This window comes from Bradyrhizobium lablabi (genome assembly GCF_900141755.1).
In the GTDB taxonomy this organism is placed as follows: Bacteria; Pseudomonadota; Alphaproteobacteria; order Rhizobiales; family Xanthobacteraceae; genus Bradyrhizobium; species Bradyrhizobium lablabi_A.
In genome coordinates this window covers 2,975,682-2,991,802 of the sequence record NZ_LT670844.1, presented here as the reverse complement: position 1 = coordinate 2,991,802, position 16,121 = coordinate 2,975,682, and the positions used below count along the sequence as shown (strand labels likewise).

Sequence of the window (16,121 nt, the reverse complement as noted above, 5' to 3'; positions counted from 1 at the left end):
AGAGCGGGAAGAGGTTAGGAGTCCCGCTTCCCGAACGCCAGCACGTGCAGGCCGAGCCGGCGCCGCACGATCCAGAACAACAGCACGGTCTCGAACACCAGCGAGATCGAGGTCGCGGCGGCGGCGCCGTGGCCGCCGAAGTGCGGCACCAGCGCCACGCACAGGGCCAGGTTCATGACAAAGGCCAGCGCATAGGCCAGCGCGCAGATATGCTGATGGCCGAGCATATTGAGTAATCGCTCGACCGGGCCGATCGCCGAGCGCACCACAAGCCCGATCGCGGCGACGAACATGATGTCGTAGCCGACAACGAATTGCGGTCCGAACAGCCACAACAGCGGCTTGCCCAACGCCAGCAGCACGATGGTCGCGGCGAGCGAGGGCCAGAACGTCCAGTTGATCGCATGCGCGACATAGGCCGACAGCCGCGGCTTGTCGCCAAGCGCGTGATATTCGGCAAAGCGATGAGCTGTTGTCGCCGACATCGCGTAATGAATGAAAGACACCAGCGCCAGCGTCTTGACCACGGCGAAATAGACGCCGACCTCTTCGGACGGGCGAAATTGCTGCAGCACCAAGACGTCGGTGTAGGACAACAGCAGATAAAAACCCTCGACCAGAAGGATCGGCAGCGAGATCGCGAGCCAGCCGCGGAAGTCGTAGGCCTTCGGGCCCGGCTCGATATGGCCTTCGAGCCTGCGGTTGAGCACCACCATCTGCCCGATCATCGCGATCCACACCGCACCCGCGCTCGCGAGCATCGCCGCGGTCGCGCCGAGATGAAAGCCGAGCGCAAACGCGCCCGCGGTGAAACCGATGATCAGCGCCTGGCGGACGATGAATTGCGGCATCAGCCCAAGCCGCATCCAGTCATGTGAACGCGCGATGCCGTCCTGGGTATTGGCGACCACGAAGGGCGGCAGCGTCAGGCAGCCGATAGTAAGCGGAACGATCTCGTTCGCACCGATCCAGGGCGACAGCGCTCTGATCACGCCCGCCAGCAGCAGCGAGACGGCCGAGGACACGGCAAACGTCATCCAGCGGCTGCCGGAGAGAAAGCCGCGCAATAGCGCGTGCTCGCCGCTGGTGCGGTATTCCGGGATGATCTTTTGCGCCGACGCCGAAATGCCAAAATCCATCATGCTGCCGAGCAGCAGCACCCAGGTCCAGACATAGACATAGACGCCGTAATCCGAGCCGCCCATCCAGCGCGCCAGCAGGATCTGCGAAAGATAGGCGAGGCCAGCGCTGACCACGCGAATGACAAAAATCGTGCCGGCAAGCCGCCTGGTCACCGACGCTTCGCCGGAGCCGCCAAGCAAGCCGTTCAGCATCGATCGCAGCCGAGCGATCACCCCTCGCGGCAAAGCTGTTGCGGATTGAGTGTCCGTCACGGCCACAGCAGGAGTTCCCCGAGGAACCGCACAAAGGCGGCGATGGAAGCGGCCTATCAACTATTCGTTAAGATTCGGTGGCTCTGTCGTCCCGAAATGCTTCCGCCGTCGTCCTGCGAGAGCAGGGACCCATAACCACCGAAGCTAGTTGTTAGAAAGCCGTCTGGCCCCAGCGCTAGATAGCGAGGCCGCGGCGTATGGGTCCCCGCTTTTTCGCGGGGACGACACCGAGGGTCAATCCAGATTGATATTGAACTCATACGACCGGTCGCCGCTGACCAGTGTCAGTTTCAGCGCGGCGCCGTCGGGATTCACCCCGGGCGGCACGCCATCGAGCTCAAAGGTAAAACGCTTGACCCCGGGCGGGCTGTGTTCGAGCAATTTCGGAACCGGCAGCCCCCAGTCCGGCGTCGGCCCTTCGACAAACAGGTTGACCGCCCGCTCGTCGGGACTGACCACGTCGACCAGCACGGTGGATTTGCCCTCGCGCTTGACGTCGCGGATGGTCAAGGGATTGGGATCGCCGACATTGGCCGGCTTCGGCACGGTATCGAGCGCTGCGAACAGCGCGCTGTCTTCAGTGCTCGCCACGCTGGTAAAAGGGAGTTCGATGCTGGCTTCAACGGGAATGCAGAGTTTTTCGCACACTGCATAGTTGATATCGGCGCGCAGCATCACCGGCTTGTCGGCACTTTTCGGGACGATCCGCAGCGGCAGCACGATTCCGTCGTGATAGCCGAGCGAATGGCCGCCGGCGCCGTCGTCGAATTTGGTCGGCGCCGGCCACAGCACGGTCACAGCTTCGACATTGTCCGATTTGGAGAAGTCGAAACGCGGCGGCACCCCGGAATCGCCGGGCGTCCGCCAGTAGGTTTTCCACCCCGGCTGCAGCTGGAAGGCGATGCCGCCCAGCAGCACCGCGCCGCTGCGCGATCCCGCCAAGAGCCGCACCGCGGAGTGTCCATCCCGCAGCCAGGGCGAGGCATCCTGGGCGTAAGCCGCCGTCGCCAGGGCTGAGGCAAACAGGCATGACGCGCATAAAGTTGCGGCAAAGCCGCGCGCGCCGCGCAGGGGAACTGTGACGATCATGAGACGTCTTTACAGGCTAGCGGAAGCGCAAACCATTGAATTGCTTGTGATGTGTGACTAAAGGCGGTTGCAAGCTTGATTGACAGACGCGCCACCCAATATCAGGATGTGGATCGACACGAGAGTCCTTTGCGGATGGACCCTGAAGGCAAAAAACCGAAGATGGTTCGCCGCAACGAAGCCGGCGTCGGCGACAATTTGCCCAATCGCGGCTACCTCGATGGTCAATTGCTGATCGCGATGCCGGTGATGGGAGATCCCCGCTTCGAGCGTTCGGTAATCTATCTCTGCGCGCATTCCTCCGAAGGCGCCATGGGTATCATCGTCAACCGTCCCGCGGGCAGCATCGATTTCCCCGAACTGTTGGTGCAGCTCGACATCATCAAGAAGGCCGACCAGATCAAGCTGCCGGTCAACGCCGAGAGCATGAAGGTGCTCAAGGGCGGCCCGGTCGATACGGGACGCGGCTTCGTGCTGCATACGAGCGATTTCTTCATCAAGGATGCGACGCTTCGGATCGACGACGACATCTGCCTCACCGCGACCGTCGATATCCTGAAGGCGATCGCGCGGGGCGCAGGCCCCAAGCACGCCATCCTCGCGCTCGGCTATGCCGGCTGGGCGCCGGGACAATTGGAAAATGAAATCCAGGACAATGGCTGGCTGCATTGCGATGCCGATCCGGACCTGATCTTCGGCGGCGACGTCGAGGAGAAATACCTCCGCGCCTTGCGCAAGATCGGGATTGACCCCGGCGTGCTGTCGAACGAAGCCGGGCACGCGTAGGGCGTTGTGTCACCCAAAAATGGATCGTCATGCCCGCGAAGGCGGGCATCCAGTAATCGCCGGCCGTCGTAGTTACAAACAGCTGCGTTTACTGGATCGCCCGCCTTCGCGGGCGATGACAGCTATGGTGAATTGGCTCACCAGCCCCTGACAAGCAGTCTTACTCCGCCGCCTGCTGCGCGACGGTAGGCTCCGTGCCGGCCACAGTGGCGCGGCGCATGTCGCGGGGCTGCGACTGGTCATAGCGGCGCACCCGGTGCATGGTCTGGCGGTTGTCCCACATCACGAGGTCATGCACCGTCCATTTGTGGACGTGGACGAACTGCGGCTGCGTGGCGTGCTCGCTCAGGTCGCGCAGCAACAGCCGCGCCTCCGGCATGCTCATGCCGACAATGGCGCCGGCATGCGACGACAGATACAGCGACTTGCGGCGATGCACCGGGTGGGTCCGCACCAACCGCTGCAGCACCGGCTTGAACATCGCCTTTTCTTCCTCGCTGTAATCGAGGAAACCCAGCGATCCCCGCGAATACATCAGCGAGTGCTCGCAGATCAGGTCCTCGATCTCGGCCTTGGTGTCGTCGTCGAGCGCGTCATAGGCCGCACGCATGTCGGCGAATTCGGTGTTGCCGCCCTTGGGGTTCACCACTCGCGCCGACAATAGCGAAAACTTTGCGGGAATCGGGCGGAATGAACTGTCGGAGTGCCACAGGCAGTTGCCGAGGTTGAACAGATGGACGCGGCTGTCGCGCGGCAGCGGCTTGCCGTCCTTGCCGAGGTTGGAGACGTCGTTGAGGCCGGTCGAGAGCCGCGACTCCTGCGGCTTGATGATATTGCCGCCGCGGGGATTCTCGCGCTCGCCGAAATTCAGCGCGAACGCCATTTGCTGCTCGTCGGTAATGTCCTGGCCGGGGAACAGCAGCACGGCGTATTTGTCCATGCCGGCCTCGATGTCCCGAGCCTCCTGCGGCGTCAGGGGCTTACGCAAATCGACGCCGGACACCTCGCCGAAAAAATGCGCCTGAAGCTGCCGGATCGAGACCGTCATGGCGTTTCTCCTGATCGAACGACGGAGCGGTTGCCCCACATTATTTTATTTTGGCGAAAAAATTACCCTCAGAGGATGCGATGTCAACGTTTTGCGGGCTGTGCAGCGCACACATCTGTCATGCCCGGACTTGATCCAATCTTCGCAAAGGCCCTTTCGAAGGGGATGGATTGCCGGGTCGTCAAGGCGAAGACGGCGCTTCGCGCCTTTTGCCCGGCAATGATGAGTTGTTCACGCATTCCGGGCCATCAGGCCGCCGTCGACCGGAATCACCGCGCCGGTCAGGAACGAGGCCGCCGGCAGGCACAGGCTTAAGGTCATGTGCGCGACCTCCTCGGGGTCGCCGTAGCGGCGCAGCGCGGTGCGGCGCTTGGCGTAGATCTCCTTGTGCTCGTCCGGGATCCGCGCCGTGATCGCGGTCGTGATCGGACCCGGGCAGATGCAGTTCACGGTGATGCCCTCGCGGCCGAGTTCCACCGCGAGCGAGCGTGTCAGACCGGTCACGCCCGCCTTCGCCGCGGAATACGGGCTGAGCTCGGCGGTGGCGCCAAGCGCCTCGGTGGAGGCGATATTGACGATCCGCGGCGATTTCGATTTCCGCAAATAGGGCAGCGCAGCGCGGATCACCCGCGGATGCGCCGTCAGCATCACCGCAAGCGCCTTCGCCCATGCCGCGTCGTAATCCTCATCGTCGATCTTGGCGTGGACCGACATGCCGGCGTTGTTGACGATGATGTCGAGGCCGCCGAAATGCGCGGCGACGTCGCCAACCACGGCGTTGATCTCTTCGCGATTGGCGACATCGAGCGTCCAGGCTTTTGCCGTCTCGCCCTTGGCCGTGATCTCGGCGGCGACGGTTTTGGCGCCGTCAGCCGCAAAGTCCGTCACCGCGACGTTGGCGCCCTCGGCGGCAAATACATGCGCGGTGGCGCGGCCCATGCCGCTTGCAGCGCCGGTGACGAGAACGGTCAATCCTCTGACCGAGCGGCTGAGCTGCTTGAAATCGGACATGCGTTTCTTCCCCGGACTATTTGCTGTTATGTTTTCGCCGCGACCCAAAAATTCGAGGCCCACGATGAACGAACTGGATTTTGGCGGCAAGCAGGTTCTGGTGGTCGGCGGCTCCAGCGGCATCGGCAACGGCATCGCGCAGGCCTTTCGCGCCCATGGCGCGCAGGTCCATGTCTGCGGCACCCGCGCGTCCGCCGCCGATTATTCGCCGGCCGAGGGATCGCAGCTTGCGGGTCTCGATTACGCGCAGCTCGACGTCAGCGACGCAAAAGCGATCGAGGATTTCAAGCCGGCGTTCGACCGGCTCGATGTGCTGGTGCTGGCGCAGGGCGCGGTGATCTACCGGCGCGGCGAATTCGAAATGGAAGGCTTTCGAAAAGTGCTCGAAGTCAATTTGATGAGCCTGATGGCCTGCGCCGGCAAATTCCAGGCGATGCTCCGCGCGAGCAAAGGCTCGCTCATCATCGTCAGCTCGACCGCCGCCTATCATTCGACAAAGGGCAATCCGGCCTACAATGCCTCGAAGACCGGCGCCGTCGGATTGACCCGGACGCTGGGGCAGGCGTGGGCGGAAGACGGCATTCGCGTCAATGGCATCGCGCCCGGTCTTGTCGATACCAAAATGACAAAAGTGACGACGGCAAATCCGAAGCGGCTCGAAGGCGCGATCGAGCGCATCCCGCTGAAGCGATTGGGAACGCCGGCCGACATGGCCGGCGCGGCGCTGTTCCTGGCCTCGCCGCTTTCATCCTACGTCGTCGGCCAGACGCTCGTGGTCGACGGCGGACTCATTCTGTAAGCGTTAGGAACCGCAACGAGCCTCATCGGTTAGCTCATCGAGATTCATTTCGAGGCGCGTATTCCGCAAAAGTGGAAACCGGTTTTGCGATTCCGAATACGCGCGCAACAAGGAGTTAGGCGATGAACAAGGATCGAATTGCCGGATCGGCAAAGGATTTCGCCGGTAAGGTCGAAGGCGCTGCCGGCGATATCGCAGGCGATGCCCAGACCAAGGCCGCGGGCCGCGCCCGCGAGGCGGCAGGCACCGTGCAGAACCTGTACGGCCAGGCAAAGGACGCCGCGCGCGAAGCCAGCGATACCGTCGCCAGCCAGGCGAGGGACGTCTACGAGCACAGCGGCGAGACTCTTCGCGACGGTACGCAGGCGGTAGCGAGGAAGGTGCAGGACAATCCGCTCGGTGCGCTGTTGGTCGCGGCCGGTATCGGATTTGCGCTGGCGCTATTCATGACGCGCCCGCCGCGGCGGCCGCCGCCACGCTGGCGCTATCGATATTAGGCGAAGTCGATCGCCAAACGCTTCCTTCTGAGCGGCAGCCTTGGCCGCTTTTCGGACGGCTGCGGCCTCATGCTTGGAGACCCGCGAGACTCGCTCCTCACCAGAAACCTGGTAGTCCCGCCGACCGTCCGACGTTGGCCGGTGGGCGCGGAACGTTGCCGGGCGGACGCGGCGCGAATTGAGGCTGACGCGGCGCGTTGCCAAATCCGAAGAAATTCCGCGGCGGTGCGCCCGATTGACTCGGCGCAGGCTTTTTCGGCTTCAGTGGCGCTGCCGGCGCGCCCGGCGCGGCGACCGTTCCGTCGGGGGCAACGGAGGCCACCGGCGTTTCGCCCTTGGCCTGTTCGCGCCCGACTTCGCGGCGCGGCCAGACGAAATCATCGGCGCGGCCGGCCGGCGGCGCCAGCGGCTCGCCCTTGACCAGCGTTCGCGCCGCCAGCGCATCGACCGCGGCCGGGCGGGAGCCGGGGCCGCCGAGCAATTGATCGGTGCCGACCGACGACGCCACCAGCGGCAGGATCGGTCCGGCCAGCGGCCGCGGCGCCGGCTGGCCCGGCAGCGCATTGGCATCAGGGGTCGCCGGTTCAGTCGGCAGCGTGATCGGGGCCGAACGCGCAGCCAACAGCCGGGTGACCTCGCGCTCGACATAATGGGCGAGTTTTCGCGCGCCGCGCTCGGTGAAGTACACGCCGTCATAGGTGCGCAATTGGCGCATCTGGCCTTCGAAGTCCGGGCCCTTCTGCACGAAGCGGCCGGCTTCGTCGACAAAACCGTCCCAGACATCGACATAGGTGATGCCGGCCTTGCCGGCGGCATCGCGATAGAGCGCATCCAGGAACAGCATGTCGGAGGTCGCCTTGGCGCCGCGCACCGCGGGCAGGCCGACCCACAATACCGGCACGCCCTTGGATTTCATCACCGCGATCATCTCTTCGATTTTCTTGGTGTAGAGCTCGACCCAGCGCTCCTCGCGAAACTCGTAGAGGCCGTTCGGCGAGCGCGCGCTTTTTTCCGGTGCGATCGCCGGCGGCGCGTCATTATCGGCATCCTCCGGAGCCAATTCGGTATCGACCGGCTTGTCTTCCGGTTTTGCAGCGGCGGCGTCGCCGGGTTTTCCATCCGAAGGCTTGGCGTCGGGCTTGGCCTTGGCGTCCTTCTTGTCGCCCTTGTCGCCAGTCTTCTTGTCCGACGACTTGCTGTCGGATTTATCGACCGCCGGCTCGCGCAGCGCGACGCGGTCGTTGAGCCCGAGCATCACGACGATGGCGTCCGGCTTCTCGTTGGCGAGGATGCCCTTGGCGGCGGCGGCCCAATCGGCCGGATCGCCCTTGGGCTGATACTTGATGAGCCCGGAGACGGTCTTGCTCCGGCGGATCACGCCCATGTCGGGCTGTTCGGTGTAGGCGTACTCGAGACCATAAGCGAGCCAGTCGGCCATGGCGTCGCCGAGCACCACGACGTTGCGCTCCGGCGCGGTCGCGTTCTCGCGCTTCTCCGGCGGCGGCGCCTTGGAAAAATTCTCCACCGGCCGCTTCGGCGCCTGCTGCTGGAATGGCGCGAACAGATCGCCGCCGAACCAGCCGCCGCCACCGCCGAATCCGCCATTGCTGCGCGGTTGCGGCCGCGGCGGCCCGCCAAAGCCGCCGAAATTGAAAAACTGCGCGGAGGCCGGGCCGGCGATCCCCACCAACAGCGCGATCGCCACGGCCAGCGCGACCAGCGGACCGGTCTCGGTGAACAGGCGCAAAAAGGAGTTTTTCTGGTTCATGCGGCTTCGTCGCAATCGATCGGCAATAACTATGATAGCGGAATCAGGCTGCAAGCGGGCAGATTTCGAAGCCATAAACCGGGCATTTCCCGCAGCCGTCAAGGGCTGCGCGCAAACGTGGTTTTCAGGGTTACTTTCGGGGCTGAAACCGGCGTTTCAGTGCCCCCTGAGCCGCTCCAGCACGTCGGAGGAGGCAAATCCGTCCGCCGGCGCCCCGATTGAGGCCTGGAAGCTGCGCAGCGCCTCCCTGGTCTGACCGCCGAGTTGCCCATCCGGAGTGCCGCGGTAAAAACCGCGCTGGGCCAGAAGCTGCTGCAGTTCCAGCCGCTCGGCCCGCGACAATTCGCGCTCCTGCCGTGGCCAGGGCTGCACGAACGGCTGACCGCCGCGCAAGCGGTCGGCGAAATGGCCGATCGCCAGCGCATAGGCCTCGGCCGGGTTGTATTTCATGATCACGCGAAAATTCTGCAGCATCAGGAAACCGGGGCCCTCGGCGCCGGCCGGGGCCAAGAGATAGGCTTTCTCGGTCGGATGCGGGAAGGGTTGGTTTCCGGCGCGGTTGATGCCGAGATGCTCCCACTGCGCGATCGTCATCGTCTTCGCGCGGTCCGCCAGCATGTAGTTGAAGTTTTGCGGCACCACGACCTCGTAGCCCCAGGTTTGGCCGGTCTGCCAGCCGTCCTTTTTCAGATTATTGGCGGTCGAGGCAATCAGATCGGCGGGATCGTCGACGACGTCGCGGCGGCCGTCGCCGTCGGCATCGACGGCATAGCGCTTGAACGCGGTCGGCATGAATTGGGTGGGCCCGAATGCGCCGGCCCAGGAGCCGCGCATCTGTTCCGGCTTGAGATCGCCGCGGTTGAGGATTTCGAGCGCCGAGAGGAACTCGTCCTTGAAATAGGCTTGGCGGCGGCCGATGCAGGAAAGCGTCGCGGTCGATTGCAGTACGCTGCGGTCGCCCATTTGCGTCGAATAGTTCGACTCAATGCCCCAGATCGCCGCGATCGCATAGCGGTCGACGCCATAGGCTTTTTCGGTCGCATCGAACTGCGCTTTGTACTTGGCGAGGATCTCTTTTCCCTTGGCGAGGCGGTTGTCATTCACCAGGATGTCGAGATAGTCCCAGATCGATTTGGTGAATTCCGGCTGCGAATCCATCAGGTCCATGATGCGCAGATCGGGTTCAAGACCCGCGGTAAAACGCTGAAAGTTCTCTTGCGTGATGTTGCGGCGCGCAGCGTCCGGCCACATCGCGGCGACACAATTGCCGAAATTAGCGGCAGCCTGTCGGATCGCGCTCGCCGTCATCAGGGGATGGCCAGAGGCGCCGTCCTCGCCGCTCCAGGGCGGCGCCCCATTACCGCCCGGTGTCGTCTGCGGTTGCGCGGGGGAAGCGGAGTTCGATCCGGAAAAAATGTTGCCGAACAGGTTCGACAGCCCGCCGCCCGTGGACTGCGCGCGGGCGTCGCCGGATACCAGGAGCGCCACTGCAAGGACCAGCGCGCTCCATCGCCTGTCGGCCAAACGTCCGGTCGGTCGTGTCATGATCCACCCGCAATACACGCAAATATCCCGCTTTCAGCAGGCATTGTCACGGTTTCCAATAGATTAACAAAAGCAAGATTTTGCAGGCAGGAAGGCGGTTCAGCCCCGGCAGGGCAGCTGCGGGCCCTCCTTACATCCGCCTTTGTTACCGGCTGCAAAACAGTTACCAACATGCCATTGAAAAGCACCGCCCGCCCGCACCCTCAAAGGTAATCCGCTCATCCCATGAAAATCCGCAAAGCCGTCTTCCCGGTCGCCGGCCTCGGCACCCGCGTACTGCCCGCCACCAAAGCGATGCCGAAGGAAATGCTGACCATCGTCGACAAGCCCTTGATCCAATATGTGGTCGACGAGGCCAAAGAGGCCGGCATCGAACATTTTGTCTTCGTCACCGGGCGCAACAAGGGCGTGATCGAGGACCATTTCGACCGCATGTTCGAGCTCGACACCACCCTCCAGGCCCGAGGCAAGAAGGCCGAAATCGAAATTCTGGCGCGCGACCAGCCCGAAGCCGGCGCCATGAGTTTTACGCGGCAGCAGGCGCCGCTTGGACTTGGGCACGCGGTGTGGTGCGCCCGCGACATCGTCGGCAACGAGCCGTTCGCGGTGGTGCTGCCGGATGAGCTGGTCTTGAACACGCCGGGCTGCCTTGCGCAAATGATCGAGGCCGCCGGCAAGCTCGGTGAAAAATCCAACCTGATCGCGGTCGAGGAAGTGCCCGCGCATCTCACCCATCAATACGGCATCTGCGGGGTCGGCAAGCGCCATGCCCACGGCAACATGTTCGAGGTCGACGGCATGGTGGAAAAGCCGCCCAAGGGCACCGCGCCGTCCAATCTCTCGATCACCGGGCGCTACATCCTGCAGCCGGAGATTTTCAAGATCCTGGAGACGCAAGAGCGCGGCGCCGGCGGCGAGATCCAGCTTACCGATGCCATGATCGGCCTCGCCAAGACGCAAAGTTTCTACGGCGTCGAGTTCGAGGGCGAGCGGCACGATTGCGGCTCGAAAGCCGGCTTCCTCCGCGCCAATATCGCCTACGGCATGGCCCGCGCGGAGTTGCGCGACGGTTTGCGGGAAGAGATGAAGAGGTATCTGGAGAAGTGAGGGAGTGCAGGCTCTTTCCACCGTCATTGCGAGGAGCGAAGCGCCGAAGCAATCCACCTTTTCCCCGGGGCTCCGGATTGCTTCGCGGAGCTTCGCCGGCACTCGAATGTCCTCCGCGAGATTTGATCCGTTCTCCGCCAAAATATATCGTATCCTGATTAGACCGTCGGGTTTGCAGCCGCATTTATTGGGACGCCATGGAGTGGTCGGCAAAACAGTGTCAAACGGATCAGCCCTTTGGCAGCTGGGCTGACGATCTCGCGAACGCTTTCGTCCAACTGGAGCCGCGCAAAATAATCGAGCATCCTTTCCAAGGGTCGATATCCAGGACTGACGCTGCTCCCATCCAGATTTCCCGCGTCACGGCAACCAAACACAGGGTTCTGCGCTTGCGTTCCCACATAGCGCGCAGTAGCGACGATCTGTGCTTTATCAATCTTCAACTTGAAGGGGTGGGCCGCTACACGCAGCGCGGTCACGAGCAGATCTGCGGGCCGGGAGATCTTGCTGTCGCGGACACGACGGAGCCGTTCGAAATCGCAAATGGTCGTGATTTTCAACTATTTTGCTTTGCCGTACCGAGGCATCTGCTGCCGAGCAATTTTTCCGAGCGGCCGCGGCTGACCCTGTCTGCGACAGAAGGAGGCCGTGCCCTCTCCCGCACGCTCGCAGGTTATGCCGAACTTTGCCTCAGCTTACAGGCACCTTCGGAAATGGCTGCCCTCAGCGGCGCACACATTGTCGATCTGATTTTTCATGCAACTGGTGTGCTCGCAGAAGGGGTGTCCGAGCGGACCAACGCCCCCGTATTGTTGTCGATGATGCTGGACCATATTGATCGTAATAGCGACGATCCCAGCATTTCCGCTGCGACCCTGGCGCGAAAATTTCATTGCTCGCAGCGCTATGTGCACAAGCTGTTTTCCGAGACGGGTCGGTCGGTTGGAGAGCACGTAACCGGCAAGCGGATTCTTGTCTGCACCCGTAATTTGCTCGACAATCACAAAAACAAAACGATAGCGGAAATCGCGTTCGCTGCGGGCTTTCGGGATATTTCGCACTTCAACCGGCTGTTCAAGCGCGCCAATGGCGCGACACCCCGAGAGTTTCGTCGCACCATGAGTTCGAGCTCTGGCTAAAGCGCGATCCGGAAAAAAGCTGGTTCTCCGAAAAGATCACGCCCAGACAATAACCCGTAGCGCGACTGCGGTTGATCTCGCAGGCTGTGGTGCACCATAAGCCAATAAATCGGGCGCTACCCTCCAAGACTTTCCTGCTCCGATCGGATAGCCGTTTGCCGGGCGGCTAAAACGTCATCAAATTGGGAAAGTCTCGATGGCAATCGACTTTACGCTTACGCCACAGCAGCGCGAGCTCCAGCTCGAATCCCGCCGGTTCGCCGCAGACGTGCTTGCAGGGGCAAAGGCCGCCGAGTTGCTGCCAACCCCAGAGGAGCGATTTCTTGCGACCCGGCCTATCTACGAAGCCCTGGTGGCAGCCGGCTTTTTGCGGAAATGCATTCCGGCTCCGGCAGGTGGCGAGAACGCTGGCCTGATCGACATGGCCGTCATGGCCGAGGAATTCTATAGCGTAAATGCAAGCGTCACCTTGACGATGCTTGGAACTGTGCTCGGTCTTTTGCCGATTTTGCTCGGAGGCACGCCGGAGCAGTGTAGCCGGCTGCTCGGCCCGTTCTTGAAGAAGAGCGGGGCGCCGTTGGCCGGGTTTTGCTCAACCGAACCAGGTGGCAGCGCTAACGCCGCTGCTCCGCTGCCAGGCGAGGGTGTGCGCACCGTCGCCAAACTCCACAGCGACCGCTGGATCATTAATGGCCGAAAGAAGTGGGTTTCCTCGGCGACTGGCTGGGATCGGAAAGGTGCAGACATTTTATGTGTAGTGTGCCGTACCGACCCTGACGTTCCGCCTGAGAACGCCATTTCTGTCATTGCGGTTGAACGACCCGCATCAGGCATCGTCTTTGAGCGCGCAATCGATTCTGTCGGTCACCGTGCGCATCTCACGCCGGAATTCCGTTTCGAGAATGTCTCCGTGCCGCGGCACAATCTGCTCGGGGAGGAGGGTGGCGGTCTCGCGCTGACGGCTGCCAGCTTTACCGGCACCGCGGCGTTGGTCGGAATCCTTGGCGTGGCGTTGATGCGGGCGGCGTTCGACTTCGCGTTGAACTTCGCCCGGACCGAACGGCGTGGCGGCGTTCATCCGATCATCGAGCATCAGGCGGTGGGATATGCGTTGGCCGACGCAAAAATGATGATCGAATCGGCGCGATATCTGAGCTGGCGCGCGTGCCATGCCGTCGACACGCAGTCTCCTGCTGCTGATGAACTTGCGATCCAGGCCAAAATCTACGGCTCCGAGACGGCGGTTCGTGTGATCATCGATCTGATGCGCGTCGTCGGCATCGACAGCTATGATCATGAAGCCCCACTGGGACGTCTTTTGCAGGATGCACTCGCTCTTCCGATCTTCGACGGCGGTAACATGGGTGTCCGCCGGCGTCAGCTTCATACCATGATGAAACGACCGGATTACGATCCGCTACTGGCGAGCGGCGCGGCCTGAAGCATCACATCACGGGTTGTTCGAGACCGGCCCCCTCTTGATTATTCAGTGCATCGAACGTCATCAATAGATTGGTTTGAATAATGAGATCAGCTCAGGCAGTGGCCGTGATAACGGGGGCATCGCAGGGAATCGGCGCAGCGCTCGTCCATGCCTTCAGAAGCCGCAACTACCGGGTCGTTGCGACTTCGCGATCTATCAAACCAAGCGACGATCCTGATATCGCGACGGTGCAAGGAGATGTGGCCGACCCGAAGACAGCTAATCTGGTGTTCAAGGAAGCGATGGATCGCTTCGACCGTGTCGACACGCTGGTCAACAACGCCGGTATGTTCATGGCCAAGCCGTTTACCGCCTATTCGAACGATGACTACGCTGCCTATATGGCCACCAATGTCACGGGCTTCTTTCACATGACCCAACGTGCGATAGAGGTCATGAATAGCGAAGGAAGTGGTCATGTCGTGACTGTCACGACCAGCCTGGTTGACCAGCCGATGACCAGCGTGCCGGCCGTACTCGCATCTCTCACCAAGGGTGCCTTGAACGCCGCGACGAAATCGCTCGCGATAGAGTACGCAAAAAATGGCGTGCGTGTGAATGCAGTTTCGGCGGGAATCATCAAGACCTCGATGCATCCGCTCGAGGCCTATCAGGTCTTGGCCTCGCTACATCCCATGGGCCGAATGGGAGAAGTGTCGGACATCGTTGACGCGGTGATGTACCTGGACTCGGCGGGATTCGTAACTGGAGAAATTCTCCACGTCGACGGAGGACAGGCGGCCGGTCACCATGCGATCAAGTGAGGACGGTTGCGTCCGTTCGTAGACGGATGGTCCAGAGCCGGAGTACATGCCAAGCTGGACGATGCGCGCCACGGCTGCCAAAGAGCGCCCACCTCGGGATGACGTCTACGCGCCATTGTCTTCGCCGCCCTCACGCCACCAGCGAGAGCTGCGGAAAACTCGCCAGCGCCGACTGGTTGCGGCCATTGGCCTTGGCGGCGTAGAGCGCCTTGTCGGCGGCTTCCACCAAAATCGTCCGATCCAATGCCGCCGACGGCGTCAGGCTGGCAATGCCGATGCTGACGGTCGTCGGCGTCGGTCCACCGGACCATTGCTGAACTTTCAGCCGGATGGTTTCGGCGATCCGCAGCGCGTCCGCGGGTGAGACCCCCGGCAACAGCACGGCAAACTCCTCGCCGCCATAACGCGCGGCGCAGTCGCCGGCGCGCCGCACCGAATCCGAAATGCAGATGGCGATGCCGATCAGCACCTCGTCGCCGGCCTGATGCCCAAAGCTGTCGTTGTAGGACTTGAAGTGGTCGGCATCGATCATCAACAGCGCCAGCGGCATTTTCTGGCGGGTGGCGCGGCGCCACTCGGAATCGATCTCGGCGTCGAATTTGCGCCGGTTCTTCAACCCGGTCAGCGCGTCGGTGGTTGCAAGCTCCTCAAGCTTGTCCTCGGCCAGCGCGCGGCGGGTAATCTCACGCGCCAGGAACAGCGTCACCGCGATCACGAAGACAGTCAGCGCCAGCATGATGCCGGCGATCCGGGTTGCTTCGGTGCGCCACAGGCCAAAGATGCTGTCCAGCGGCTTTCCGACCACAACGAACAGCGGACTAGAGCCGCTGCGCCGGACGTACATGCGCGGGATGGGATCGACCGGGCCCGCGCCCGAATATGATCCGGTATTCTGCAAATTCGCCGGGTTCCAGTTCGGCCGCTCCGCCAGATTCTTGCCGATGACGTCGAGGTCGAACGGCGTCCGCATGATGATGGTGCGGTCGGTGCGCAGGACGGTGATGGTATCGCCCGGGCCGAGTTTCAGCCGGCCGAACAGGTCGTGAAAATAGGAAAAGCGGATCGAGCCGGCGACCACGCCGAGAAAGCTTCTGTCGGCGCCGCTGATGCGGCGGCTCAGCACGATGGAATAGGCGCCGCGATGCAGCATCGGGCGGCTGATATAAAGGCCGACGTCGGGTCCATCGCGATGAACCCGAAAATACTCTTCGTCGCTGCGATCCTCCCGCACCGGATCGAGTGTTGAGGCGTCGTTGGTCAACCGTCCCTCGGCGTCGAACACCTGGATCGCGCCGAAATATTTCGCGGTCGCGGCATGATCGAACAGGATCAGATGCCGGACCTCCCTGCTGACGTCCCTGATTTCCGGCATCACCACGTTGCTCGCAACCGCGCGCAGCGACAGGTCGTAAAGCTCGATGTTGCGGCTAATGTCGGCCTCGATGCCGGAAGCAAGATTTTCAAGCGTTTGGCGCGCCAGTTCTTCCTCGCCACGGCGCATGTCGAGCATGACGCTGGCGCAAATCGCGGAGAAGCCGATCACCGTCACCACCGATGAGGCGATCAAGAGCTTCGCCGATAGCAGCCAGGGCCGGCTGGCATTATTTTTGCGCCGTCCAAATCGCATCGTTCGCTCCCGATCCTTCTGGATGCAACGGGAGTGGTTGCCGCGGCCTTAAGTGGCGACAAGG

The 16,121-nt window shown here is 62.4% G+C and carries 14 protein-coding genes; 7 read left to right on the top strand and 7 right to left on the bottom strand.

The annotated features are described in order from the left end of the window. Nucleotides 1–14: 14 nt before the first annotated feature. Nucleotides 15–1,334, bottom strand: a complete 1,320-nt coding sequence (locus B5526_RS13930; RefSeq protein ID WP_433994624.1) for a flippase — start codon at nt 1,332–1,334, stop codon at nt 15–17. A 294-nt stretch (nt 1,335–1,628) separates the two neighbouring features. Continuing rightward, nucleotides 1,629–2,483: a protein-disulfide reductase DsbD domain-containing protein gene (locus B5526_RS13925; protein ID WP_079538799.1), complete on the bottom strand. Its 855-nt coding sequence runs from the start codon at nt 2,481–2,483 to the stop codon at nt 1,629–1,631. A 135-nt stretch (nt 2,484–2,618) separates the two neighbouring features. Here B5526_RS13925 and B5526_RS13920 point away from each other — a divergent pair, with 135 nt between their 5' ends. Further along, on the top strand, nt 2,619–3,269 hold the full coding sequence (locus B5526_RS13920; RefSeq protein WP_079538797.1) for a YqgE/AlgH family protein: 651 nt from the start codon (nt 2,619–2,621) through the stop codon (nt 3,267–3,269). Nucleotides 3,270–3,429: 160 nt separating this feature from the next. On the opposite strand, the gene B5526_RS13915 is transcribed toward B5526_RS13920, so the two are convergent. Together B5526_RS13915 and B5526_RS13910 are read right to left on the bottom strand one after the other, a co-directional pair. After that, nucleotides 3,430–4,317 carry a TauD/TfdA dioxygenase family protein gene (locus B5526_RS13915; protein WP_079538796.1) on the bottom strand — a complete coding sequence of 296 codons (888 nt, stop codon included), beginning with the start codon at nt 4,315–4,317 and terminating at the stop codon, nt 3,430–3,432. A 231-nt stretch (nt 4,318–4,548) separates the two neighbouring features. Beyond that, nucleotides 4,549–5,328: an SDR family NAD(P)-dependent oxidoreductase gene (locus tag B5526_RS13910; protein ID WP_079544988.1), complete on the bottom strand. Its 780-nt coding sequence runs from the start codon at nt 5,326–5,328 to the stop codon at nt 4,549–4,551. Between the two features lie 64 nt (nt 5,329–5,392). On the opposite strand from B5526_RS13910, the gene B5526_RS13905 reads away from it, so the two are divergent. Both B5526_RS13905 and B5526_RS13900 read left to right on the top strand, forming a co-directional pair. Continuing rightward, a complete protein-coding gene (locus B5526_RS13905; RefSeq protein WP_079538794.1) occupies nt 5,393–6,127 on the top strand; it encodes an SDR family NAD(P)-dependent oxidoreductase in 735 nt (244 codons plus the stop codon). Between the two features lie 122 nt (nt 6,128–6,249). After that, nucleotides 6,250–6,624 carry a CsbD family protein gene (locus B5526_RS13900; protein ID WP_079538792.1) on the top strand — a complete coding sequence of 125 codons (375 nt, stop codon included), beginning with the start codon at nt 6,250–6,252 and terminating at the stop codon, nt 6,622–6,624. A 97-nt stretch (nt 6,625–6,721) separates the two neighbouring features. On the opposite strand, the gene B5526_RS13895 is transcribed toward B5526_RS13900, so the two are convergent. Both B5526_RS13895 and B5526_RS13890 read right to left on the bottom strand, forming a co-directional pair. Beyond that, the gene (locus tag B5526_RS13895; protein ID WP_079538790.1) at nt 6,722–8,392 is read right to left on the bottom strand and encodes an SGNH/GDSL hydrolase family protein; all 1,671 of its coding nucleotides are present in this window, start codon (nt 8,390–8,392) and stop codon (nt 6,722–6,724) included. A 156-nt stretch (nt 8,393–8,548) separates the two neighbouring features. After that, nucleotides 8,549–9,937, bottom strand: a complete 1,389-nt coding sequence (locus B5526_RS13890; protein WP_079538788.1) for a lytic murein transglycosylase — start codon at nt 9,935–9,937, stop codon at nt 8,549–8,551. 225 nt (nt 9,938–10,162) lie between these two features. Between B5526_RS13890 and galU the strand changes: the two genes are divergently transcribed. From galU to B5526_RS13870, 4 genes are all read left to right on the top strand, one after another. After that, the gene (galU, locus tag B5526_RS13885) at nt 10,163–11,044 is read left to right on the top strand and encodes a UTP--glucose-1-phosphate uridylyltransferase GalU (protein WP_079538786.1); all 882 of its coding nucleotides are present in this window, start codon (nt 10,163–10,165) and stop codon (nt 11,042–11,044) included. Nucleotides 11,045–11,241: 197 nt separating this feature from the next. Further along, the gene (locus tag B5526_RS13880) at nt 11,242–12,183 is read left to right on the top strand and encodes a helix-turn-helix domain-containing protein (protein WP_079538785.1); all 942 of its coding nucleotides are present in this window, start codon (nt 11,242–11,244) and stop codon (nt 12,181–12,183) included. A 196-nt stretch (nt 12,184–12,379) separates the two neighbouring features. Then, nucleotides 12,380–13,624 carry an acyl-CoA dehydrogenase family protein gene (locus B5526_RS13875; protein ID WP_079538783.1) on the top strand — a complete coding sequence of 415 codons (1,245 nt, stop codon included), beginning with the start codon at nt 12,380–12,382 and terminating at the stop codon, nt 13,622–13,624. Nucleotides 13,625–13,707: 83 nt separating this feature from the next. Then, entirely contained in the window at nt 13,708–14,430 is a 723-nt protein-coding gene (locus B5526_RS13870) for an SDR family NAD(P)-dependent oxidoreductase (protein WP_079538781.1), read from the top strand. Between the two features lie 130 nt (nt 14,431–14,560). On the opposite strand, the gene B5526_RS13865 is transcribed toward B5526_RS13870, so the two are convergent. Further along, nucleotides 14,561–16,057: a sensor domain-containing diguanylate cyclase gene (locus B5526_RS13865; protein WP_079538779.1), complete on the bottom strand. Its 1,497-nt coding sequence runs from the start codon at nt 16,055–16,057 to the stop codon at nt 14,561–14,563. Nucleotides 16,058–16,121 lie beyond the last annotated feature (64 nt).